Consider the following 24,083-nt stretch of genomic DNA (forward strand, 5'->3'; position numbering starts at 1 on the left):
GGGTCAGCCGTTCACCGACACATCCGACGGCGTATCGACCGGTGCGCGGTGCACCACACGCGTCGGCGGGAAATGGATGGCGAACGTGCTGCCGTGCCCTTCCTCGCTCGTCACGCGCAGGTCGGCCTGATGGCGTGTAAGCACGTGCTTGACGATGGCAAGCCCCAGGCCAGTGCCGCCGGTGTCGCGCGAACGGCTGCGGTCGATACGGTAGAAACGCTCGGTCAGACGCGGAATGTGCTCGGCCGGAATGCCCAGCCCGGAGTCGATGACCGCAAAGCGAGCGCCGCCGTCATCCGTCGCGCCCCATTCGATGCGGATCTTGCCGCCCTGCGGCGTGTATCGCACAGCATTGCTCACGAGGTTACTGAACGCGCTGTGCAACTCGCCTTCCGCACCGCGCAGATCGAGCCCCTCGCCTCCCGTCACTTCGATCACGTGCCGACCTTGCGACAGGCCTTCGGCGTCGCCGCGCAGGGAACGCATCTGCATGCCCATGTCGATGCGGTCGTCCGACGGCGGCTTGCCGCTGCCCTCGAGCTTCGCCAGCGTGAGCAGATCGTTCACGATGTTCTGCATGCGACCCGCCTGCTGACGCATGATTTCCACGTAGCGCTGGACCTCGTCCGGGGACAGCGGCAGTTCGCCCACCGTCTCGAGAAAGCCGGAGAGCACCGTGAGCGGCGTCTTGAGTTCGTGCGAGACATTGGCCACGAAGTCGCGGCGCATCGCGTCGGTACGCTCAAGGTCTGTCACATCGAGCGAGATGATGAGCTTGCGGTTGTCGCCGTACGGAAACACCTGCATCGACAGCACGTTGTTGCGCTTCTCACCCATGTGATGCATAAGCAGCGCCTCGTCGTAGCGTTCGGACGACAGGTAATGCACAAAAGCCGGGGTGCGCAGGAGATGGGTGATCTGTTGACGCAGATCGCGCCTGGCGTCGATGCCGAAATGCATCTCGGCAATCGCATTGCACCACTCGATCTGATTCTGCTCGTCGAGCATGATCACGCCGTTGGGCGATGCCTGGATCGCCTGAATGAAGCGTGCGTGCTGTTGTTCCACCTGCTTGACCTGGTTATGCCAGCGCTTGGCCAGCTTGTGCAGCCGGTAGTAGATTTCGCCCCACAACCCGAGAGCGCTCGGCACTTCCCCGTAGACCGGGGCATCGAGCAGACGCCAGAGGCGCTGGGCGTGATAGACGTTGAAGAAAAGCTGAATCACCAGCAGGGCGACTGCGGTGACGTAACCCGCGCTTGCGCCGAAAAGCCAGCCGACGGCCACCGAAATGGCCGCTTGCAGGATCAGGAACGCCAGCGCACGGGCCCAGATGATATTCATAGACGATGCACAGGAATTTTGCCGCCCTCCCGTGAGGAGTGGCATGGGCACGGTAGCTTTCGACGGGGTGGACCGGGAGACCCGGTCCACCCATCGCGTCAGACCGACTTCGTCAGTCGGTAGCCGCTGCCACGTACGGTCTCGATCATAGCATCGTGGCCGGCCGGCTTGAGCGCGGCACGAAGGCGCTTGATATGCACGTCCACCGTACGTTCTTCCACGAACACGTGATCGCCCCACACCTGGTCGAGCAGCTGCGAGCGGCTGTGCACGCGCTCCGGATGCGTCATGAAGAAGTGCAGCAGACGGAATTCCGTCGGGCCGAGGTCGAGCTTGATGTCGCCGCTCGACTGGTGGCTCGTCACGCGGTGCGTGGCGGGGTCCAGCTTCAGACCGTTGACGCTCACCACGTCTTCGGTCAACTGCGGCGCACGACGGCGCAGCACGGCCTTGATACGTGCCATCAGTTCCTTCGGCGAGAACGGCTTGGTAACGTAGTCGTCCGCACCGATCTCAAGCCCCATCACCTTGTCCTGCTCTTCGCTGCGCGCGGTGAGCATGATGATCGGCACGTGCTTGGTGCGCTCGTTCGCACGCAGCTCGCGCGCGAACGTCACGCCCGACTTGCCGGGCAGCATCCAGTCGAGCAGAACGAGATCCGGCAGGACGTCGCTGATCAACGTGAGCGCCTGCTCCGCGTTGTACGCCCGAATCGGATAGTGACCCGCGTGTTGCAAGTTAACGGAGATCAGCTCGGAAATTGCCGGCTCGTCTTCCACGATCAGAATGCTGCTAGGCATCGGTTCCTCTCAAACCTTCAGTAATGTCGGGCGCTTCTAGTCGCCTTATTTGCCCTGTTCGACTTATTCGCCTTGCACTTTGCGCTGCAAGTCTTCGCGCGAAATGTGGCGGACGTCGGTGCCCTTGACAATGTAAATGATGAATTCGGCGATGTTCTTGGCGTGATCGCCGATGCGCTCGATGGCCTTGGCAATGAACAGGAAGTCCAGACCGGCGGAGATGGTCCGCGGATCTTCCATCATGTACGTCACCAATTTTCGCACGAAGCCACGGAATTCATTGTCGATGGCCTTGTCGTCGCGCACAATCTCGGCGGCCGCCACGATGTCCAGACGGGCAAACGCGTCGAGCGTGCGTCGAAGCAGTTGCGCGGCCATCTCGCCCGAGAGCTTGATTTCGGCGAAATTCACGCTTTGCGCCGCGCCGTCTTCCAGCAGATGACGGGTGCGCTTGGCGATCTTCTCGGCCTCGTCGCCTGCGCGCTCGAGGTTGGTGATCGTCTTAGAAATCGACAGCAGCAGACGCAGGTCGCGCGCAGTCGGCTGACGACGGGCGATGATCTTGCTGCACTCTTCGTCGATCTCGACTTCCAGAGTGTTCAGACGATGCTCGTTCGAGATCACTTCGTCGACCAGCGTGCGGTCGAACGTGTTCAGGCCCTGCATCGCCGTGACGATCTGGGATTCGACCAGCCCGCCCATTTCGAGGACGCGCGAGCAAACCTGATTCAGGTCGGTATCGAACTGGCTGGAAAGGTGTTTATCGTTCATGTCGCGGGTTTCCTCGTGGCATCAACCGAAACGGCCGGTGATGTAGTCTTCGGTCTCTTTACGGTCCGGCTTGATGAAGATCTTCTCGGTCTCGCCGAATTCGATCAGCTCACCCAGGTACATATACGCCGTGAAGTCCGAGCAACGTGCGGCCTGCTGCATGTTGTGGGTCACGATCACGACGGTGTAATCGTCCTTGAGTTCGGCGATCAGTTCTTCGATGCGGCCCGTGGAAATCGGGTCGAGTGCCGAGCACGGTTCGTCGAGCAGCAGCACTTCCGGACGGATCGCGATACCGCGTGCGATACACAGACGCTGTTGCTGACCGCCCGACAGGCCATAGCCCGACTGCTGCAGCTTGTCTTTCACTTCGCTCCACAGTGCGGCCTTCGTCAGCGCCCACTCCACGCGATCGTCCATTTCCGAGCGCGAGAGCTTTTCGAACAGACGCACACCGAACGCGATGTTGTCGTAGATCGACATCGGGAACGGGGTCGGCTTCTGAAACACCATGCCAACCTTGGCGCGCAGCAGCGCGATGTCTTGCTTGGCGGTCAGCAGGTTCTCGCCGTCCATGTTGATCTCGCCCTCGGCGCGTTGCTCCGGGTACAGGGCGTACATCTTGTTGAACGTGCGCAGCAGCGTCGACTTGCCACAACCCGACGGGCCGATGAAGGCCGTCACCTTACGGTCGGGAATGCGCAGGTTGATGTTCTTGAGCGCGTGGTACTTGTCGTAGAAGAAGTTCAGGTTCTTGACTTCGATCTTCGAGGGCAGCTTGATTTCTTGGGTCGGGTTCGTCATGGTCTGTCTCAACCGTCAGGTATGCGTTGGTCGTCGCGTTATGGTCGCGTGGTGTCGTTCGAAGTTGCCGATTACTTCTTGGCGAACAACGTACGCGCCAGAATGTTCAGGAACAGCACCCCGAGGGTGATGATGAATACGCCCGCCCAGGCAAGCGATTGCCACTCGGCAAACGGGCTCATGGCAAATTTGAAGATGGTGACCGGCAGGTTGGCCATCGGCTGGTTCAGGTTCAGCGACCAGAACTGGTTCGACAGGGCCGTGAACAGCAGCGGTGCCGTCTCGCCCGCGATACGCGCCACAGCCAGCAACACACCCGTCACGATACCGGCGATGGACGCCTTGAGCGTGATCTTCACGATGATTCGCCACTTCGGCGTGCCCAGTGCGAAGGCCGCTTCACGCAGGTTGTTCGGCACCAGCTTGAGCATGTTCTCCGTGGTACGGATCACGATCGGGATCTGCAACAACGCGAGCGAAATGATGCCCGCCCAGGCCGAGAAGTGGCCCATCTGCGCGACCACCAGTGCGTAGACGAACAGACCGATCACAATCGACGGGGCCGACAGCAGAATGTCGTTGATGAAGCGCGTGATGCTCGCGAGCCACGACTTCTGACCGTACTCCGCCAGATACACACCGGCCAGAATGCCCAGCGGCGTGCCGACCAGCGTTGCAACCCCCACCATCACCAAACTGCCGACAATGGCGTTGGCGAGACCGCCACCGGCCGTGTTCGGCGGGGGCGTCATTTCGGTGAACAGCGACAGCGACAGGCCGCCGATGCCGAGCGAAAGCGTGGTGTAGAGGATCCACAGCAGCCAGATCAGACCGAAGGCCATGGCCGCGAGCGACATGGCAATCGCAAACATGTTCTTGCGGCGACGATAGGCTTGCAGACGCACGCGGGTAAAGGCGTCGGTGGGCTTCACGGCGGGCGTTTCCAATTCGAGCGCTTGTTGGGTCATCATTATTTACCTTCGCCTTTCTCGAGGCGCAGCAGCATCAGCTTGGACAGCGACAGCACCACAAAGGTGATGAAAAACAGGATCAGACCGAGTTCCATCAGCGCGGACGTATGCAGCCCCGGACCCGCTTCGGCGAACTCGTTGGCGAGCGCCGAGGTAATGCTATTGCCCGGCGAATACAGCGAGATGTTGTCGAGCAGGTTCGTGTTGCCGATCACGAACGTGACGGCCATCGTTTCGCCCAGAGCGCGGCCCAGACCCAGCATCACGCCACCGATCACCCCCGTCTTCGTGAAGGGCAGCACCACGCGCCACATCACTTCCCAGGTCGTGCAGCCGATGCCGTAGGCCGATTCCTTGAGCAGCACGGGCGTGACTTCGAACACGTCGCGCATGACCGAGGCGATGTACGGAATGATCATGATCGCGAGGATCACGCCGGCGGGCAGAATACCGATGCCGAGCGGCGGCCCCTGGAACAGCGCGCCGATGATCGGCACACCGCCGAGCAGCGCGCCCAGCGGCTTCTGGAAGTACTGGCTGAAGATCGGAGCGAACACCAGCAAGCCCCACATCCCGTAGACGATACTCGGGATGGCCGCCAGTAGCTCGATGGCGGTGCCCAGCGGGCGACGCAGCCACACGGGCGAGAGTTCAGTCAAAAACAGGGCAATGCCGAAGCTGACGGGCACCGCAATGATCAGGGCGATGACCGACGTAATGATCGTGCCGTAGATGGGCACGAGCGCGCCGAATTGTTCTGCGGGAGGATCCCATTCCTTCGTCCACAGAAAGGCGAAGCCAAACTTCTCGATCGACGGCAGTGCGCTGATGATCAGCGACACGATAATGCCACCGAGCAGAAGCAGCGTAACGAGGGCGGCACCGCGTGTGAGCAGCGCGAAGAGAAAATCGCCCAGGGAAGACGGAGCGCGCTGCGCGCCCGATGATGCGAGGGGGCTGGTGGCTTCTGCCATGATGTCGTCTCAGCGTGAGCGCGCCGCCAGCCGTTGCCAGATATCGATTCGGGCTTCGGAACAGGCGGCGCGGATATTGCCGGTTTCGAGGTGCCAGGCAACGCTGCGTTGCATCGCCCGGCGCCTCATGCAAGCGTTTTAGACGCCAGCCTTTGAGGCCGACTCGGCAACCTTCGCCTTCCAGCCAGCACGGATTTGCTTCAGGACGTCTTCCGGCAGCGAGATGTAGTCGAGTTCCTGAGCCGTCTGGGCGCCGTTCTTGAACGACCAGTCGAAGAACTTCAGCACGTCGGCGCTTTGCGCTTCCTTGCCAGCGTCAGCCTTCTGGTGAACCAGCACGAACGTAGCCGCCACGATCGGCCACGAATCCGCACCCTTTTCGTTCGTCAGGATCTGGTAGAACGTCTTCGACCATTCGGCCTTGCCAGCTGCAGCGGCGAACGTCTTGGCGGTCGGCTCGACCGTCTTGCCGTCGGCGTTCGTCAGTGCCGTGTACGTCAGCTTGTTCTGCTTGGCGTAGGCCGATTCCACGTAGCCGATAGCGCCCGGCAGACGTTGCACGAAGGCGGCGACGCCATCGTTACCCTTGCCGCCCGTACCCGTCGGCCAATTGACCGTGGTGCCTTCGCCGACCTTGCTCTTCCACTCGGCGTTGACCTTCGACAGGTAGTTCGTGAACACGAAGCTGGTGCCCGAACCGTCGGCGCGGCGAACCACGGCGATGTCGGTATCCGGCAGCTTGACCTTCGGGTTCAGCTTGGCGATGGCCGGGTCGTTCCACTTCTTGATCTTGCCCAGGTAGATGTCGCCCAGCACTTCGCCCGACAGGACGAGTTCGCCAGCCTTCACGCCCGGAACGTTGATCACCGGCACGATGCCGCCGACCACCGTCGGGAACTGGAACAGGCCTTGCTTGGCGAGTTCTTCATCCGTCAACGGAGCGTCCGAACCGGCGAAATCGACGGTCTTGGCCTGAATCTGCTTGAGGCCGCCCGACGAACCGATGCCCTGGTAGTTGACCTTGTTCTGGGTCGACTTCTGATAAGCGTCAGCCCACTTGGTGTAGATCGGTGCGGCAAACGTGCTGCCTGCGCCCGTAATTTCGCCCGCAATCGCGCCAGCGGCGAACAGAACGCCAGCCAGGCCGGCAATCGCAGTCTTCATCAGCTTCATGGATTTCTCCGAGTTGGTGTGGTACAGCGTGTGGATGGCTCGAAGAATAGATTCCGAATGTGACAGTAATGTGTCATTTTCGAAAGCTCACCATGCCAATGTCACGAAGTCGCCTTGGGATCGTCATATTGCATGGGCATGCCGACGTTCGCGACATTCTCGCGAAGACTGCGGATTGGCGCGGGTTTCCGAGGATTTCCAACGAAAATCAGCGCGTCGGAAACCCTCATTTTCGGCCTGTGTCAGCGCCGTGACAGTGACGGATCGGTGTCAGGAATGGTCTGACGAATCTCAGGCAATTGTCACAATTGTGAACAGCGACCCATCAGATTGCCATGATGGGAGGGAAGCTCGGCCGGAGCGTCTCGGGAGGTGCGCAGCGCATTCGCGCAGAGGAATTTCGGAAGGGCTGGCGACGCCGCAGAGGGCGTCGCCGTACGACAAATGCAGCGAATGCGGCAAATGCAGAAATTACGCGGCGGCTTTGACGACGTTCGCCAGTTGCTGGGCAAAGCCAGTGGCCTGCGACTCGTCGCGTGCTTCGACCATCACGCGCAGCACCGGCTCGGTCCCCGAGGCGCGGATAAGCACGCGCCCCGCTTCGCCCAGCTTGGCCTCGATGGCCTCGCGCTCGGCGCTCAGACGCGTATCGGCCTGCCAGTCATAACCAGCCGGGGTACGCACGTTGATCATGTGTTGCGGGAACAGACGCACGCCTTCGAGCAACTTCGCCAGCGGCTTGTTGTCCGCTCGGCGAATCGCCGCCAGCACCTGAAGCGCCGAGACGATGCCGTCGCCCGTGGTGTGCTTGTCCAGGCAAAGAATGTGTCCTGAGCCCTCTGCGCCGATCTGCCAGCCGTGCTTGTACAGTTGTTCCAGCACGTAGCGGTCGCCCACCTTTGCGCGCACGAACGGCACACCCAGGCCCTTGAGCGCCACTTCGACCGCCATATTGGTCATGAGCGTGCCCACCGCACCCGCCACGCCGCCGTTCTCCAGCCGGTCCTTGACGAGCAGGTACAGCAGCTCGTCGCCGTTGAAGAGGCGCCCTGCACTGTCGACGATCTGAAGGCGGTCAGCGTCACCATCGAGCGCCACGCCGAGATCGGCGTGGTTCGCCCGCACGGCGCGCATGAGCGCGTCCGGCGCGGTCGCACCGCAGTCCTCGTTGATATTGAAGCCGTTTGGCTGATTGCCGATGGCAATGACTTCAGCCCCCAGTTCGTGGAACACGTGCGGGGCGATGTGATACGCCGCGCCATTGGCGCAGTCGACCACGATCTTCATGCCGCGCAGGTCGAAGTCGTTCGGGAACGTACTCTTGCAGAACTCGATGTAGCGGCCCGCAGCGTCATCCAGACGGCGCGCCTTGCCAAGCTGCTCCGAGCGCACGCAGGTCATCGGATTATCGAGTTCGGCTTCGATGGCCAGTTCGGTCTGATCCGGCAGCTTGTTGCCGTCTGCGGAGAAGAACTTGATGCCGTTGTCGTGATACGGATTGTGCGAGGCGCTGATCACCACGCCGGCTGCCAGACGCAGCGCACGCGTGAGATAAGCGACGGCGGGCGTAGGCATCGGTCCGGCCAGCATCGTGTCGACGCCTGCGGCGGCAAAACCGGCTTCGAGCGCCGCTTCGAGCATGTAGCCCGAGACACGCGTGTCCTTGCCGATCAATACCGTGGGGCGGCCGGAGGATTGATTACCGGCAAGCACACGTCCGGCGGCATAGCCCAGGCGCAGCACGAACTCCGGCGTAATCGGGCTCTCACCCACCGTGCCGCGAATCCCATCAGTCCCAAAATAGCGTCGTTTCATCGTCGAATCGTTCCCAGTTGACGCGTCGCGCCGGTTGACTGCTCAGGCGCGCGCGTCGTTCGTTGTTTGTAGCGGCTTTTTTTGCTGCTTATACGGTTTGCGGTTTGCGGTTTGCGGTTTGCGGTTTGCGGTTTGCGGTTTGCGGTTTGCGGTTTGCGGTTTGCACCGACTTACGCCGGTTGGCACACTTACTCGGCGTCGCGCACGGCTTGCCAGACCTTGAGGGCATCGACCGTTTCGGCGACATCGTGCACGCGCATGATGGCAGCGCCCCGTTGCGCTGCGCAGATCGCCGCCGCAACGCTCGCCACGCGGCGTTCCTGCGGTGTCTGACGCCCCGTGATTTCACCCAGCATCCGCTTGCGCGACATGCCGACAAGCAAGGGCAATCCGTCGCGCGACAGCACGCGCAAGTGTTTGAGCAAGGCGAGATTATGGGCGAGATTCTTGCCAAAACCGAATCCCGGATCCAGATAGAGACGCGTCGGCGCAACACCGGCCGCGAGCATCGCATCGACACGACCGTCGAGAAAGGCCGCGACCTCGGTCACCACGTCTGTGTAGATCGGGGCCTCCTGCATGGTCTTCGGGTCGTGCAGCATGTGCATGATGCACAGGGCCGCCTCGCTGTCTCGCACAGCCTCGAGCGCGCCCGGCTGCTGGAAGCCCCAGATATCGTTGATCATGTCCGCCCCGGCGGCCAGAACCGCGCGCATCACGCCGGGCTTGTAGGTGTCGATGGACATCGGCACGCCACAGTCGCGCAACGCCTCGACGATGGGCACGACGCGTTCAAGCTCGGCGTCTTCCGGCAACGCTTCTGCGCCCGGACGGGTGGATTCGCCACCGATATCGAGAATGTCTACGCCGTCGGCAATGAGTTGCTCCGCGTGGCGCAGTGCGGCGTCGCGCGCCACGAACTTACCGCCGTCGGAGAACGAGTCGGGCGTGACGTTCAGGATGCCCATAACGTGAACGCGGCGCGCGTCGAGCCGGAAGCGCGGCCCTAACGCCAGCGTGTCGGGCCTGACGGGCGCGTCTGACGCACTCGCCGAAAGGACGATGTCGTCTGTGACGCCTTGGGTGTCGGCAGCGTGCGTGTGCACTGCCTGCGCGGACGAAGAAAGGGATTGCGACTGCTCGGTGGACATTCGGAAGCTCGTAGCTCAATAAAACCCATATCGCGGCCCGTACGACTGAGGTGCGGGGCGGGCCGGGACGCCCGGTGTACCGGGTGCCCCATATGGCCGTAATGTTACCGGGTTCAACTGTCCCATCGACGACGGAAACACTCGGTAACAACGAAATCCATCCTTGTGAAAACTGCGAGAAATGCTGCCCCAAGCAACGCCGGTCGCCCGACGCCTGCGGTTTTCGCGTCATAGATGCAAAAAGGCCGGCGAAGTGCCAGCCTTTCTGGGAGACAGTCTTTCGACTGTCGGGACGTCCGTCAGACGGTCGCCGGGGTGTTGCTGGGCTTGAGCGGCGGGTTGCCACCCGAAGCACCGCCACTCGACTGACCACCCTTCGGCGGACGCGGAGGGCGGTCTTCCATGATGTCGCCAATCTGCTCGCCGTCGATCGTTTCCCATTCCATCAGGGCTTCGGTCATCGACTCGACCTTCGAGCGGTTGTCTTCCAGCAGCTCCTTCGCGAGCGCGTACTGCTCGTCCAGAATGCGGCGAACTTCCGTGTCGACCTTCTGTTGCGTCGCTTCAGACACCGACTTGGCGGACATCCGGCCAAACATCGAATCCTGCTCGGTATCGACGTAGACCATCGGGCCCAGGGCGTCCGACATACCGTAACGGGTCACCATATCGCGCGCCAGCTTGGTGGCACGCTCGAAGTCGTTCGAAGCGCCCGTCGACATCTTGTTGATGAACACTTCTTCCGCCGCACGGCCGCCGAACAGAATGGCGATCTGCGTGAGCATCGTGTCGCGGTACTCCGAATACTTGTCGTGCTCCGGCAACTGCATCGTCAGACCCAGTGCCCAGCCACGCGGAATGATCGTGACCTTGTGCACCGGATCGGCGCCCGGCAGCAGCATGGCGACCACAGCGTGACCCGACTCGTGGTAAGCCGTGGCGCGGCGCTCTTCGTCGCGCATCACAGCCGACTTACGCTCCGGACCCATGAAGATCTTGTCCTTCGCGTCTTCGAAGTCCAGCATCTCGACGATGCGCTTGTTACGGCGCGCCGCGAACAGTGCGGCTTCGTTCACGAGGTTGGCCAGATCGGCCCCCGACATACCCGGCGTACCGCGGGCGATCACCGATGCGTCGACGTCGTTCGCGATCGGCACCTTGCGCAGGTGCACCTTCAGGATCTGTTCGCGGCCGCGGATATCCGGCAGACCGACGTAGACCTGGCGGTCGAAACGGCCCGGGCGCAGCAGTGCCTTGTCCAGCACGTCCGAACGGTTCGTCGCAGCGATCACGATCACGCCCGAGTTCGCTTCGAAGCCGTCCATCTCGACCAGCATCTGGTTCAGCGTCTGTTCGCGTTCGTCGTTACCGCCGCCCATGCCGGCACCACGATGGCGACCGACCGCATCGATTTCGTCGATGAACACGATACAGGGCGATTGCTTCTTCGCGTTTTCGAACATGTCGCGGACACGGGCAGCGCCCACGCCGACGAACATTTCCACGAAGTCCGAGCCCGAGATGCTGAAGAACGGCACCTTGGCTTCGCCGGCGATGGCGCGCGCCAACAGCGTCTTACCGGTTCCCGGTGGGCCGACCAGCAGCACGCCGCGCGGAATACGGCCGCCCAGTTTCTGGAATTTTTGGGGATCTTTCAGGAAGTCGACGAGTTCGCCCACTTCGTACTTGGCTTCGTCGCAGCCTGCGACGTCGGCAAAGGTGACCGGATTGGCATTCTCGTCGATGAGGCGCGCGCGGGATTTGCCGAAGGAGAAGGCACCGCCCTTACCCCCGCCCTGCATCTGTCGCATCATGTAGAACCAGAAGCCGATGATCAGCAACGTAGGTCCGAGGTAGTACAGCGCGGACATGAGCACGTTCGGTTCGTCGTCGGCCTTACCCGAGACCTGAACGCCGTACTTCATCAGATCGCCGACCATCCAGATGTCGCCGGGCGACACGATCGTGTACTTCTGGCCGTCGCTAGGCGTCACCTGAAGGCTGCGGCCCTGCACCACCACGTTCTTGATCTTGCCATTCTTGGCATCGTCCATGAACTGGGAGTACGTCACGCCCTCCTGGACGTGCGGCTTGTCGAACTGTTTAAAAACAGTAAACAAGACCAGCGCGATGACTAACCACACCGCCGCTTTGGAAAACATATTATTGTTCAAAGCGTTGCTCCTTCATGAAATCGCTTCGCGCCAGGAATTCATTCTAATCCACTCGCAGGCGCACCGCTATAGTGATTCTCTACCGCCACCATAGCGCCAGTGCGCTGTTTTGACGGGCATCAAGCCGGATTTTTCAAACCCCGACCCAGAATGAACGTTTCGGAGGATTTGTCTCGCGACGCCTTTGGCTTGCGCGGCGCCACGGTTTTGAACTGGTGTTTGAATTTTTCGACAATCTGGCTATAGCCGCTGCCGTGAAAACATTTGACCAGTAACGCCCCTTCCGGTTTCAGGTGTCGCTGTGCAAAATCCAGCGCCAGATCGCATAAATGCTCGATCCGCGCTGCATCGGCCGACGCCACACCCGACAAGTTGGGGGCCATATCGGAAACTACAAGGTCGACTTTGCGTCCGGCGACGATTTCTTCGAGTTGCTCCAGCACGCTGTCCTCGCGGAAGTCGCCTTGCAGAAAGTGGACGTCGGCGATCGGCTCCATCGGCAGGATGTCGAGCGCGATGATCGTCCCGTCGATGCCGCCTTCGACGCGCTTGCCGCCTGCGAGCTTGTTACGGGCGTACTGACTCCAACTGCCCGGCGTCGATCCGAGGTCGACGATGACCTGGCCCGGCTTGATCAGCCGATCCTGCTCGTCGATCTCCTTGAGTTTGTAGGCGGCACGGGCACGGTAGCCCTCGCGCTGCGCCATTTTGACGTAGGGATCGTTGATGTGATCGTGCAACCACGCGTGGTTGAAACGGTTTTTTGCCATATTTCTTCAAAAACACTGCGAATTTGCAGGATAATACGCCCTTGCGCGCCCAAAATCTTTTAGCCCACCGACAGCCGTCATCGGCCGCCAACGGTGGTCAGGCCTCGATTCGCGGGCGCATCCTAACTCGTTTGTCTCGTCTGTCTTCTGTCTTTTATGCCCGCTTTGACCCTGACCCCGGCGCAACGCGCCGACATGCGCTCTGCCGCTCACGCGCTGAATCCCGTCGTTCTGATCGGCGCCGATGGCTTGACGCCGGCGGTGCTCAAGGAAATCGACGGCGCACTGAAAGCCCACGAACTGATCAAGGTGCGTGTGTTCGGTGACGAACGCGACACGCGCGTGGCCATTTACGAATCCATCTGCGACCAGTTGGGTGCAGCGCCGGTACAACACATTGGCAAGTTGCTCGTTCTGTATCGCCCGACGCCTGACGAAACGGCCGTGCCGGTTCGCGGCAAATCCGGCGGCACCGGCGCCACCGTCAAGGGTCGCGCACCGCGCACCGTGACCGTCGTCAAGTCCAGCACCAACGCGGGTCGTCGCCCGACCGTCAAGAAAGTGACGGTTGCAGGCAACGAACGCATGACCGCAGGCGGCATCGTCAAGCGCGCCAAGAAGCGTCAGACCAGCGTCAAGCGCCAGCGCAACGACTAAGTCCCCGATGGCGGCGGACGCCACAACTTCCGCCAGCCCTCAAAAGAACGCGCCCTGACATCGTCGGGCGCGTTTTTTTGTGCGTGACACCATTGGACAGTATCGAAGTCGGTTTCCGTCTCACCCCGCCCTGCGGCACTTAGCCGCGCACCGGCTGACGCCAGATCAGTGCAATCGCCAGCAAGCTTTGCAGCAGGTAAAGGCCGCTCGAAACACCATGAAGCATGCCGAAGCGCGAAGCATAGGCCGATTGGCCAATGTCGACACCCGACGCTTCTGCCTGTGCGCGAAGATCGGCCATTAACGGCTGCAGGCCAAACGAGCCGATCAGCACACACACCATCATCGCCACTGCGAGCCAGCGAAGGCCACGATAGCTGCGCGCTGCCTGCGCATCGGCCGTGCGGGCAATCAGCGCGGTAGCCAGCCAGACCAGCAACACGCCGCATACCAGACTGAGCCAGGCTTGCGTGTGAAACAGTCGACCGGCAACCGTTCCGGCAACCATGCGCGACTCCAGCACAGCGAACAGCGTGGGGGCGACGATATAGCCGATCGCCCACTGGCTGCCGCACCAGACGGTCGCGATCAGGCGGAACAATCGTTCCAGCCGAGGCGCACCGCTGGCCAACGTCACATCAGACGTAGCGGACATCGATGATCTCGTACTCGCGCACGCCGCTCGGGGCCTGCACTTCGGCCACATCGCCTGCGTACTTACCGATCAATGCACGGGCAATCGGCGAGCTCACCGAAATCTTGCCGTGCTCCAGGTCAGCTTCGTCGTCGCCGACGATCTGATACAGCACCGTGCCGCCGCTCTCGAGGTCTTCGAGTTCGACGGTGGCGGCGAAGACCACACGACCTTCGGCGTCCAACACCGACGGATCGATGATCTGTGCTGCCGAGAGCTTCGATTCGAGATCGGCGATACGCCCTTCGATGAAGCCCTGCTTTTCTTTAGCGGCGTCGTATTCAGCGTTTTCCGACAGATCGCCCTGCGCACGGGCTTCAGCAATCGCCGTGATCACATGCGGACGTTCGACGGTCTTCAGGCGGTGCAGCTCTTCCTTGAGCAGTTCAGCGCCCCGCTTGGTCAGAGGAATGGTACTCATGCGCGTTGTTCCGAAAGACAAAAAAATTGCCGCAGCGAAGCCGCATTCGCACTTTTTGCGAACGCCGCTCGACCGCGGCTGTGACACCTATGTTGCATTAGTGTAGCAGAGTTGCCGACGCTGCCAACCGGAGGACCGGTCGCACAGCGCGTCGCCACGCTGCAAGCACATCTAAAGCATTTGGCGCGTCCGGCGGAGATCAGTTCCCCAACGAACGCGCCATTGTCTTGCGACGTTACCCGATGCGCCCGACCCAACCTACCAAGTCGAACGCCCCGGGCGTATCTGCGTCACCTGCCCGACACTCAGGCGGGCAGTTGCGCGTGCAAGCCCTGGAGGTCATAGACCTCGAGGTTTTGCAGATACTTCAGGCCTTCCACCGCCGCACGGGCACCCGAGATCGTCGTGTAATACGTGACCTTGTGTGCCTGCGCCGACATACGGATCGAGCGCGAATCGGCAATCGCCGTGCGGGTTTCGTCCACCGTAGTGAACACCAGCGCGATCTCGCCGTTCTTGATCATGTCGACAATGTGCGGACGACCATCCTTCACCTTGTTGACCACGCGCACCGGGATCCCGGCCGCTTCGATGGCTGCCGCCGTGCCACGCGTGGCAACGATCGGGTAGCCCAGCGAGTGCAGCATGCGCGCCACTTCGACAGCGCGCGGCTTGTCGGCGTCCTTCACCGTGAGCAGCACCGTGCCCGAAGCCGGCAGACGCGAGCCAGCCGCCAGTTGCGACTTGAAGAGCGCTTCGCCGAACGTGCGGCCCACGCCCATCACTTCCCCCGTCGAGCGCATTTCCGGTCCGAGCACCGGGTCGACGCCCGGGAACTTCACGAACGGGAACACGGCTTCCTTGACGCTGTAGTACGGCGGCACGACTTCGCTCGTGATGCCTTGCGACGTGAGCGACTGACCGGCCATCGCGCGGGCGGCGATCTTGGCCAGTTGACGGCCCGTGGCCTTCGAGACGTACGGCACCGTACGCGACGCACGCGGGTTCACTTCCAGCACGTAGATCGTATCGACGCCGTTGCCCTGCTGAATCGCGAACTGCACGTTCATCAGGCCGACCACGTTCAGCGCCTTCGCCATTTCGGCCGTCTGACGCTTGAGTTCGGCAATCGTTTCGGCCGACAGCGAGTACGGCGGCAACGAGCAAGCCGAGTCGCCCGAGTGGACGCCCGCCTGTTCGATGTGTTCCATCACGCCGCCGATGTAGACGTCCTTACCGTCCGAGATGCAATCGACGTCGCACTCGATGGCGTCGTCCAGGAAGCGGTCGAGCAGCACCGGGCTGTCGTGGCTCACCTTGACGGCTTCGCGCATGTAGCGCTCGAGGTCACGCGGTTCGTGGACGATTTCCATCGCACGGCCACCCAACACGTAGGACGGGCGCACCACCAGCGGGTATCCGATTTCGGTGGCCAGCTTGAGCGCTTCGTCTTCCGCGCGGGCCGTACGGTTCGGCGGCTGACGCAGGCCGAGCTTATGCAGCAGCTTCTGGAAACGCTCGCGGTCTTCGGCGGCGTCGATCATGTCCGGGCTCGTGCCGATGATGGGCACGCCGTTCGCTTCGAGATCCAGCGCGAGCTTGAGCGGCGTCTGGCCGCCGTACTGCACGATCACGCCGACCGGCTTTTCGAGGTCGACGATTTCCAGCACGTCTTCCAGCGTCACCGGCTCGAAGTACAGACGATCCGATGTGTCGTAGTCCGTCGACACCGTTTCCGGGTTGCAGTTGACCATGATGGTCTCGTAGCCGTCTTCGCGCATGGCGAGCGCGGCGTGCACGCAGCAGTAGTCGAACTCGATACCCTGACCGATACGGTTCGGGCCGCCGCCGAGCACCATGATCTTCTTCTTGTCGGTCGGCTGGGCTTCGCACTCTTCCTCATAGGTCGAGTACATGTAAGCCGTGTTGGTCGAGAATTCGGCAGCGCAGGTGTCCACGCGCTTGTAGACCGGGCGCACCTTCTGCGCGATACGGGCTTTACGCACGGCCGCCTGATCGGTGCCGAGCAGCTTGGCCAGACGGCGATCCGAGAAGCCGCTTTGCTTCAGGAAGCGCAGTTCTTCGGTCGTCAGGCTTGCCAGCGTGCGGCCCGACAGCGCCTTTTCCTTCTTGACGATGGCTTCGAGCTGGGCGAGGAACCAAGGGTCGATCGCGGTCTCGGCGTACACCTCTTCGAGGCTCATGCCCAGACGGAACGCGTCGCCCACGTACCAGATGCGGTCCGGGCCCGGCTCGCCGATTTCGGCCACGATCTCGTCGCGGTCGGTCGACTTTTCGTCCAGACCGTCCACACCGACTTCCAGACCGCGCATGGCCTTCTGGAACGATTCCTGGAACGTGCGGCCCATGGCCATCACTTCACCGACCGACTTCATCTGCGTGGTCAGGCGGGCGTCGGCTTCGCGGAACTTCTCGAACGCGAAACGCGGCACCTTGGTGACGACGTAGTCGATGGTCGGCTCGAACGAGGCAGGCGTAGCGCCGCCGGTGATTTCGTTGCGCAGCTCGTCGAGCGTGTAGCCGACGGCCAGCTTCGCGGCGACCTTGGCAATCGGGAAGCCGGTGGCCTTCGAGGCCAGCGCCGACGAACGCGACACACGCGGGTTCATTTCGATGACGACCATGCGGCCGTCCTTCGGGTTGATCGAGAACTGAACGTTCGAGCCGCCTGTCTCCACACCGATCTCGCGCAGCACGGCGAGCGATGCGTTACGCAGCAGTTGGTATTCCTTGTCGGTCAGCGTCTGCGCGGGGGCCACCGTGATCGAGTCGCCGGTGTGCACGCCCATCGGGTCGAGGTTTTCGATCGAGCAGACGATGATGCAGTTGTCGGCGCGGTCGCGCACGACTTCCATCTCGAATTCCTTCCAGCCGAGCAGCGACTCTTCGATGAGCAGTTCGCGCGTGGGCGAGAGGTCGAGGCCGCGCTTGCAGATCTCTTCGAACTCTTCGCGGTTGTAGGCGATACCGCCGCCCGAGCCGCCGAGCGTGAACGACGGACGGATCACCATCGGATACCCGCTGCCGCCGATCTCGGCCATGATCTGCGCCTGCACGGCGAGGGCTTCTTCCATCGAATGGGCGATGCCCGACTTGGCCGAACCGAGACCGATCTTGGTCATCGCGTCCTTGAACTTCTGACGGTCTTCGGCCTTGTCGATGGCTTCCGGCGATGCGCCGATCAGCTCCACCTTGTACTTGTCGAGCACGCCGTGACGATGCAGGTCGAGCGCGCAGTTCAACGCGGTCTGCCCGCCCATCGTCGGGAGAATGGCATCCGGGCGCTCCTTGGCGATGATTCGCTCGACGACTTCCCAGGTGATCGGTTCGATGTAGGTGACATCGGCCGTGTCCGGGTCGGTCATGATCGTGGCAGGGTTGCTGTTGATCAGGATGACCTTGTAGCCTTCCTCGCGCAGTGCTTTGCAGGCCTGTGCGCCGGAATAATCGAACTCGCATGCCTGACCGATGATGATCGGGCCGGCGCCGATGATGAGGATGCTCTTGATGTCTGTGCGCTTTGGCATAACGTTCTCAACAAAAATTTAACTCAGCGTCGCGGTCGCGAGCTTCACACCGAAGCCGACGAACAACGCGCCCACGCCGCCGGTTGCCCCGGCGCTCAACCGGCGACGTTGCCGGAAGTGCTCGGCCAGGCGGTAACCGGCCAGGATCAGCGTGCTCAGATACAGGAAACTGCAGGTCTGTACGATGACGCCCAGCACCGCAAACGACACGGCCGGGTAGGCGTAGCCCGGATCGACGAACTGGATGAAAAACGACACGCAGAACAGGATCGCTTTCGGGTTCAGCAGACTGATGAACAGGGCACGCTTGAACGGGTGATCGGCGTCGACCGGCTTCGGTGCGGCGACTGTCCGGGTCGATTTGGCCCGTGCCGAGCGTGCGTTGGCGATTGCCCCGCGCAGCATGTTCAGGCCCATCCAGCAGAGATACGCCGCGCCGAGGTACTTCACCACGAAGAACAGCGCCGGTTGCGTGTGCAGCAGCGACGCCACACCGGCGGCGGCCAGCGTCATGAGTACCGTGTCGCCCAGAAACACGCCGCAAGCGGCTGCATACCCCTGGCGAACCCCGCGCTGTGCGGCCACGGCCAGCACGTAGAGCGAGTTCGGCCCCGGCAGCAGAATGACGACCGCGACCCCGGCCAGATACGTCCAGAGGTTGAGGATGCCGATCGAGTTTCCGAGCATGGTGCGTGTTTCCCTATCTTGCTTATTACGCTTACGCGGGCTGCTTGGCGTCGGCCATCGACTGCACGAAGCGGTCGAACAGGTAGCCGATGTCGTGCGGACCGGGCGACGCTTCCGGGTGGCCCTGGAAGCAGAATGCCGGGCGGTCCGTCAGCTCGAAGCCTTGCAGCGTGCCGTCGAACAGCGACACGTGCGTGACGCGTGCGTTGGCCGGCAGGCTGTTCGCGTCCACGGCGAAACCATGGTTTTGCGACGTGATGACGACGCGGCCCGTATCGAGGTCCTTCACCGGGTGGTTGGCCCCGTGGTGACCGGTCTTCATCTTGAGCGTCTTCGCGCCGACGGCCAGCCCCATGATCTGGTGGCCAAGGCAGATCCCGAACGTCGGGAAGCGGCGCTCCAGGAACGTCTTCGTCGCAGCGATGGCGTAGTCGCACGGCTCCGGATCGCCGGGGCCGTTCGAGAGGAACACGCCGTCCGGGTTCAGGGCGAACACGTCGTCGGCCGAGCTTTGGGCCGGCAGCACCGTGACCTTGCAGCCGCGCTGGGCCAGCATGCGCAGGATATTGCGCTTCACGCCGTAGTCGAGGGCGACCACGTGGAATTTCGGATCCTTCTGCTCGCCGTAGCCTTGCTCGAGCGTCCATTCCGTTTCCGTCCACGCATACTGCTCGGGGGTGGAGACGGCCTTGGCGAGGTCCATACCGGCCAGACCGGGGAACGATTGTGCGAGGGCGATGGCCTTGGCTTCGTCGGCCTCTTCGCCGGCGAGGATGCAGCCGTTCTGAGCGCCCTTGTCGCGCAGGATACGGGTCAGACGGCGCGTGTCGATACCGGCGATGGCGACCACGCCTTCGTCCTTCAGGTACTGCGACAGCGTCTTGTTGGCGCGGAAATTCGAGTCGAGGATCGGCAGATCCTTGATGATCAGGCCGGCGGCATGGACTTTCGTGGCTTCGACGTCTTCACCGTTGACGCCCGTGTTGCCGATGTGCGGATACGTCAGCGTGACGATCTGGCGCGCATAGCTGGGGTCGGTAAGGATTTCCTGATAGCCGGTAATGGCCGTATTGAAGACCACTTCACCGATGGTGTGACCGGCAGCGCCGATGGCGTACCCACGAAAGACCGTGCCGTCAGCGAGCGCGAGAATGGCGGGTGAGAATGACGGCAGCACGGGAAACTCCTGGAGGGTTCACCCCTGCTGCCAGCCTCACCGTCCGCTAGCGATGACATCAGCGCGGGCACCGGAATTGCGCGGAATATGCGCACAGCGGATGCTCGGGCGGCGGACGAGATGTCGGGCGGGTAGGCGCTAGGGTGAGGGTTAAATGACTAAAACCTTCAAAGTATAGCGCAAATCCGGATCTTCTCAAAGCTGAACGTGCGATGCACCAGTACGCTCTGCGGACTCTCGGGAGGCGACCCCCTCGGCAGACGGATACGCAGAGGGGATAGGGAAGTGAATACCGGCCCGCTGGGCCGCGAGCACGATATGTCGCTCCATCGAAGCGCCTGCGGCGGCGCCGTCGCGGCGTCGCAGCGCGTCGAGGATCTCCAGATGTTCATGATAGGTGGAGAGCACCAGTTCTCGCTGATAAAACGGCAAGCGCTGGCTTTCCATGACGATTTCCGTGCTGCCGCGCAGGATATCGGCGATGGCGGCGTTCCCTGCGAGGCCGACGATGCGCAGATGGAACGCGAAGTCAAGTTGCGCGGCGGCATCGACATCGCCCTCGATCAGTGCGCCCTTCATCGATTCGACGTTATCGGTGAGCCAGTCGATCTCGGTGACGCTGGCCGCGAGTGCGGCCAGCCGGGCGGAAAACCCTTCCAGGGCGTAGCGCAGCTGATAAGTGTCGGCGAGCGAAATCTGGTCGGCGAAGCGCCACGCGACGCCGATACGGGCGGAGGCGTCGTTCACATAGACGCCCTTGCCCGGTCGGATGGCGACCATGCCGAGCGCTTCGAGCGTGGAGAGGGCTTCGCGCAGCGAGGCGCGGCTGATGGCCAGTTCCTCGGCGAGTTGACGTTGCGAGGGCAGCATCGCACCGGCGGGATAGACCTGGCGTTCGATGCGCTCGCGAATCGTGGCGACGGCGGCGTCGGTTACGGCATGCGCCGAATGCTTCATGGGTCCTCACAAGGCGTGTGGGTAGGCGTATGGCGCATTGTACGACGCCAAATTTCTCCTCACGCGAACATACCCCCGGCGACCGGGAAACCTCGACCACAGGGGCTTCCGGTTAGCGCCATCCCCGCCCTGCCTGCCCTGCTCGCCGCCGCGCCATGTCCTCATGCGGCTTTCACCCGATGCGCTTGATGCTCCGGGTGATCGCCGAGCAGACGCCGTACCACGCCGTTCGTCCAACCGAAGCCGTCCTGAAGCGGGTACTCGCCGCCGCCACCGCCGCTGGCGCTCATCGCCTCGCTGGTGTGCAGCGAATACTTTTCGACGAGTTTGCCCTCGCTTGCATAGAGCGAGCCGACGGTGGAGAGTCGGCGATGGCGATGTCCCCCGCGAGCCGGTTCTCCCTGTACTTGCGCAGGCCGTGGACGGCCATCCACTGAAGCGGCGCCCAGCCGTCGGGCGGATCCCAGAGACCGTCGATATGCTCGACAAGCCCTTGTCCCGGATCGGACACATATTCGCTGGGCGGCGTGCGCTCCAGCGTGAAATACGTCCCCACGAAGCGCGACAGATCGAAGCCGGGTTTGTCGGCGTCTTCGCGATAACGGCGGAGAATCTCTTCGGGCGCCAGCGAGGGCGCGCAGTCCACTAACGTCTTGCTGTCGGCAAAGATGCGTCGCGTTTATACGGCGACGAAAAGCTCCTGATAGCGATCGTACGGCGTGAGGATGTCCGACGGTGCGCAGTGGGCGACGTCCGGCGTCATCCCCCTTCGCGAGCATGCGTTGTGCGGTGTCTGTCATCGTTACTGCTCTGCGTAGTTCCAGAGCAGGCCACCGTCGACGAACAGCGTCGTGCCCGTCACATAGCTGGCTTCGGGCGAAGCGAGGAACAGCACGGCGTTCGCCACTTCGCTGGGATTCGCGAGACGGCCGAGCGGAATGTTCGCGACGAGCGCTTCGAGCTGAGCCTTGTTCGCGAGCAATTGCTGATTGATGGGGGTGCCGACGGCACCGGGCGCGACGTTGTTCACCGTGATGCCGAGCGGTGCGAGTTCGATAGCGAGATTGCGCATCATCATCTTCATGCCGCCCTTGCTTGCGCAATAGCTCGTGAAGTGAGGAAACGGCAACTCCTCGTGCACCGAGCTGACGTTCACGATGCGCCCGCCGCGCTGCGTATCGCGCAGGTGCTTCACAAAGGCTTGCGTCAGAAAGAACGCCCCTTTGAGATTGACGTTCATGACGAGGTCGTAATCGGCTTGCGTCACGTCGAGGAAAGGGGCACGGCGTTCGACACCGGCGTTGTTGACCAGCACATCGAGGCGTCCCATTTTGGCGACGGCCTGTTCGATGACGGCGCGGTCGTCCTCCACGCGCCCGACGTCCCCTGCGATCACGCAGCCGTCGCTACCGGCGGCGCGAACCGAGTCGAGCGTCTGCTCGGCCATCGCGTTGTCCTGCCGGTCTTCCACCACGATGCGCGCCCCTTCCTGGGCGAGCCGGATCGCGATGGCGCGTCCGATCCCCTGAGCACTTCCGGTGACGAGTACCACCCTGTCCTTCATTCGCATGTCGCCTCCCTGACGAGCAAGAAGTGGGATCTGTGCGCCCTGCCCGCCGTCCTCGCGGCGGAAGCCGAAACTGCACGCCAGATACCAGTGCGACCGCGGGCCGGAAAGCGAAGTTCACACAAACTTCGCCCGACTCACCCAGCAAAACCAACGACTTACGCGCTATTGCGAACGATTTCCCTGTGGAGTTGACCCTGTAAAACCGGACACACCATCACACTAAGGTTGCTGAATCCATCGAGCGCCGGAACTCGCGAGGCGAGCGGTATTTCAGCGCGCTATGGGGGTGCTTCTCGTTGTAATGCTCAAATGCAATGGCCAGATTGTGAGCAGCGGTTGCAGCATCCGGCTTCGGCATGAAGGCGACGTAGTCGCGCTTCATCGTTTTCACGAAGCTCTCGGCCATGCCGTTACTTTGCGGACTGCACACGGGCGTGGTCAATGGCTTTAGTCCGATGTTCATCGCAAACCGGCGCGTATCGTCAGCCGTATAGCCCGAACCATTGTCGCTCAGCCACTCGATTTCGGACGGCGTATGCACCTCGTTGCCGAACCGATTTTCCACTGCGGCCAGCATCACGTCGCGCACAATGTCGCCGCTGTGGCCTGCTGTCGTCGCCGCCCAGCTCATCGCTTCTCGGTCGCAGCAATCCAGCGCAAACGTCACACGCAGCGGCTCGCCGTTGTCGCAGCGGAACTCGAAGCCGTCCGAGCACCATCGCTGATTGCTGCGCGCGACGGCCACTTTGCCATCATGTCGACGGTGGGCTCGCGGCGCAATCGGTCGGCGCTGCGTCAGCAGCCCATGCGTTCGCATGATGCGATAAATGCGCTTGGCATTGAACGGCGCCAGTCCAACTGCAACGCGCTCGTTGCGCAACGTGCCCCAAACCCGCCGGTAGCCATAGCTGGGCAAATCGCCGACGACACGGCGGATTTCCTCGACTACAGTTTCGTCGTCGGTCGGCCTTGATTGCCGGCCATCGCGCCACGTCGCCGGACGCGACAGTCGTGCCGATACGTTCGAGCGCGACACGCCGAGAACTTCACAGACCAGTTTCACTGGCCGTCCTCCGGCAGCAAGGGCGAGTGCGCTATCCATTTTTTTGCTCGGCTGTATTCAACTGCTTCCCGGAGAATCTCGTTCTCCATTGTTTTTTTGCCGAGCATCCGTTGCAGCTCGCGAATCTGCTTGAGCGCATCAGCCAACTCCGATGCCGGAACCACTTCTTCGCCAGCCTTGACCGCTGACAGGCTACCGTCCTGGTACAGCTTGCGCCAGTGGAATAGCTGGTTCGGGTTCACGCCGTAATGGCGCGCGACCATTGAAACCGATTTTCCCGGTTCGAAACTCTCGCGAACCATCGACAGTTTCTGCTCCGCCGTCCAGCGACGCCGGCGCTCTGGGCCCGTCAACACTTCCATCACTTCCTGCTTGGTGTTAGTCAAAAACACAGTCTTATGCCTACCCGTTATTGTAAGTGGGTCGCTGTGTCCGGTGTTTCATGGGGCCGCTCCACCCTGCCCCGCACCGGCCAGCGCCACTGCATACCTTCGTCCTAGGGAATCCCCTCAAACGACAGTCCTTGACCTCACTATATTGGCTTTCTAATATTCCCCATAAC

At 62.1% G+C, this 24,083-nt stretch carries 20 protein-coding genes and 1 pseudogene; 1 reads left to right on the top strand and 20 read right to left on the bottom strand.

The features are described 5' to 3' along the window. Window positions 1-3 precede the first annotated feature (3 nt). From phoR to MB84_RS16645, 11 genes are all read right to left on the bottom strand, one after another. Window positions 4-1,344, bottom strand: a complete 1,341-nt coding sequence (gene phoR, locus MB84_RS16595; RefSeq protein WP_046292560.1) for a phosphate regulon sensor histidine kinase PhoR — start codon at window positions 1,342-1,344, stop codon at window positions 4-6. 98 nt (window positions 1,345-1,442) lie between these two features. Then, a complete protein-coding gene (gene phoB, locus MB84_RS16600; protein ID WP_010805263.1) occupies window positions 1,443-2,144 on the bottom strand; it encodes a phosphate regulon transcriptional regulator PhoB in 702 nt (233 codons plus the stop codon). A 63-nt stretch (window positions 2,145-2,207) separates the two neighbouring features. Beyond that, window positions 2,208-2,915: a phosphate signaling complex protein PhoU gene (gene phoU, locus MB84_RS16605; protein ID WP_039397160.1), complete on the bottom strand. Its 708-nt coding sequence runs from the start codon at window positions 2,913-2,915 to the stop codon at window positions 2,208-2,210. A gap of 21 nt (window positions 2,916-2,936) precedes the next feature. Next, window positions 2,937-3,719, bottom strand: a complete 783-nt coding sequence (pstB, locus tag MB84_RS16610) for a phosphate ABC transporter ATP-binding protein PstB (protein WP_039397158.1) — start codon at window positions 3,717-3,719, stop codon at window positions 2,937-2,939. Between the two features lie 71 nt (window positions 3,720-3,790). Beyond that, on the bottom strand, window positions 3,791-4,687 hold the full coding sequence (pstA, locus tag MB84_RS16615; protein ID WP_046293904.1) for a phosphate ABC transporter permease PstA: 897 nt from the start codon (window positions 4,685-4,687) through the stop codon (window positions 3,791-3,793). 2 nt (window positions 4,688-4,689) lie between these two features. After that, a complete protein-coding gene (gene pstC / locus MB84_RS16620) occupies window positions 4,690-5,664 on the bottom strand; it encodes a phosphate ABC transporter permease PstC (protein WP_046292561.1) in 975 nt (324 codons plus the stop codon). Between the two features lie 138 nt (window positions 5,665-5,802). After that, the gene (pstS, locus tag MB84_RS16625; RefSeq protein WP_046292562.1) at window positions 5,803-6,837 is read right to left on the bottom strand and encodes a phosphate ABC transporter substrate-binding protein PstS; all 1,035 of its coding nucleotides are present in this window, start codon (window positions 6,835-6,837) and stop codon (window positions 5,803-5,805) included. Between the two features lie 471 nt (window positions 6,838-7,308). Next, the gene (glmM, locus tag MB84_RS16630; protein WP_046292563.1) at window positions 7,309-8,652 is read right to left on the bottom strand and encodes a phosphoglucosamine mutase; all 1,344 of its coding nucleotides are present in this window, start codon (window positions 8,650-8,652) and stop codon (window positions 7,309-7,311) included. Window positions 8,653-8,840: 188 nt separating this feature from the next. Next, window positions 8,841-9,620: a dihydropteroate synthase gene (gene folP, locus MB84_RS16635; protein ID WP_245725574.1), complete on the bottom strand. Its 780-nt coding sequence runs from the start codon at window positions 9,618-9,620 to the stop codon at window positions 8,841-8,843. A gap of 482 nt (window positions 9,621-10,102) precedes the next feature. Then, on the bottom strand, window positions 10,103-11,977 hold the full coding sequence (ftsH, locus tag MB84_RS16640; RefSeq protein ID WP_046292564.1) for an ATP-dependent zinc metalloprotease FtsH: 1,875 nt from the start codon (window positions 11,975-11,977) through the stop codon (window positions 10,103-10,105). A gap of 119 nt (window positions 11,978-12,096) precedes the next feature. Continuing rightward, window positions 12,097-12,747, bottom strand: coding sequence for an RlmE family RNA methyltransferase (locus MB84_RS16645; protein WP_039397148.1), 651 nt, complete (start codon window positions 12,745-12,747; stop codon window positions 12,097-12,099). A gap of 156 nt (window positions 12,748-12,903) precedes the next feature. Between MB84_RS16645 and yhbY the strand changes: the two genes are divergently transcribed. Then, window positions 12,904-13,404: a ribosome assembly RNA-binding protein YhbY gene (yhbY, locus tag MB84_RS16650; protein WP_046292565.1), complete on the top strand. Its 501-nt coding sequence runs from the start codon at window positions 12,904-12,906 to the stop codon at window positions 13,402-13,404. 139 nt (window positions 13,405-13,543) lie between these two features. Here yhbY and MB84_RS16655 read toward each other — a convergent pair whose 3' ends face one another. The 9 genes and pseudogenes from MB84_RS16655 to MB84_RS16695 all read right to left on the bottom strand — a co-directional run bounded on the left by MB84_RS16655 (window position 13,544) and on the right by MB84_RS16695 (window position 23,883). Beyond that, window positions 13,544-14,059 (bottom strand): DUF4149 domain-containing protein, encoded by a 516-nt coding sequence (locus MB84_RS16655; protein WP_046292566.1) that lies wholly within the window; start codon window positions 14,057-14,059, stop codon window positions 13,544-13,546. After that, a complete protein-coding gene (gene greA / locus MB84_RS16660; protein ID WP_039397144.1) occupies window positions 14,043-14,519 on the bottom strand; it encodes a transcription elongation factor GreA in 477 nt (158 codons plus the stop codon). Before greA ends, MB84_RS16655 begins: the two co-directional genes overlap by 17 nt. 305 nt (window positions 14,520-14,824) lie before the next feature. Then, a complete protein-coding gene (gene carB / locus MB84_RS16665; protein ID WP_046292567.1) occupies window positions 14,825-18,067 on the bottom strand; it encodes a carbamoyl-phosphate synthase large subunit in 3,243 nt (1,080 codons plus the stop codon). A gap of 18 nt (window positions 18,068-18,085) precedes the next feature. Continuing rightward, window positions 18,086-18,754, bottom strand: coding sequence for a leucine efflux protein LeuE (gene leuE / locus MB84_RS16670; protein WP_046292568.1), 669 nt, complete (start codon window positions 18,752-18,754; stop codon window positions 18,086-18,088). A gap of 31 nt (window positions 18,755-18,785) precedes the next feature. Further along, the gene (carA, locus tag MB84_RS16675) at window positions 18,786-19,931 is read right to left on the bottom strand and encodes a glutamine-hydrolyzing carbamoyl-phosphate synthase small subunit (protein WP_046292569.1); all 1,146 of its coding nucleotides are present in this window, start codon (window positions 19,929-19,931) and stop codon (window positions 18,786-18,788) included. 195 nt (window positions 19,932-20,126) lie between these two features. After that, a complete protein-coding gene (locus MB84_RS16680; protein ID WP_046292570.1) occupies window positions 20,127-20,888 on the bottom strand; it encodes a FadR/GntR family transcriptional regulator in 762 nt (253 codons plus the stop codon). 161 nt (window positions 20,889-21,049) lie between these two features. Continuing rightward, a pseudogene (locus MB84_RS29085) lies at window positions 21,050-21,354 on the bottom strand (trehalase family glycosidase); the annotation flags it as partial. Window positions 21,355-21,690: 336 nt separating this feature from the next. Beyond that, a complete protein-coding gene (locus tag MB84_RS16690; protein WP_211279315.1) occupies window positions 21,691-22,452 on the bottom strand; it encodes an SDR family NAD(P)-dependent oxidoreductase in 762 nt (253 codons plus the stop codon). A gap of 220 nt (window positions 22,453-22,672) precedes the next feature. After that, window positions 22,673-23,883 (bottom strand): IS3 family transposase gene (locus MB84_RS16695; RefSeq protein WP_157122856.1). Its coding sequence is split into 2 segments (ribosomal slippage): window positions 22,673-23,568 and window positions 23,568-23,883, totalling 1,212 coding nucleotides; the frame shifts between segments, so codons are not numbered across the junction. Window positions 23,884-24,083: the final 200 nt, after the last annotated feature.

The sequence above is a fragment of the Pandoraea oxalativorans genome (assembly GCF_000972785.3).
GTDB lineage: Bacteria > Pseudomonadota > Gammaproteobacteria > Burkholderiales > Burkholderiaceae > Pandoraea > Pandoraea oxalativorans.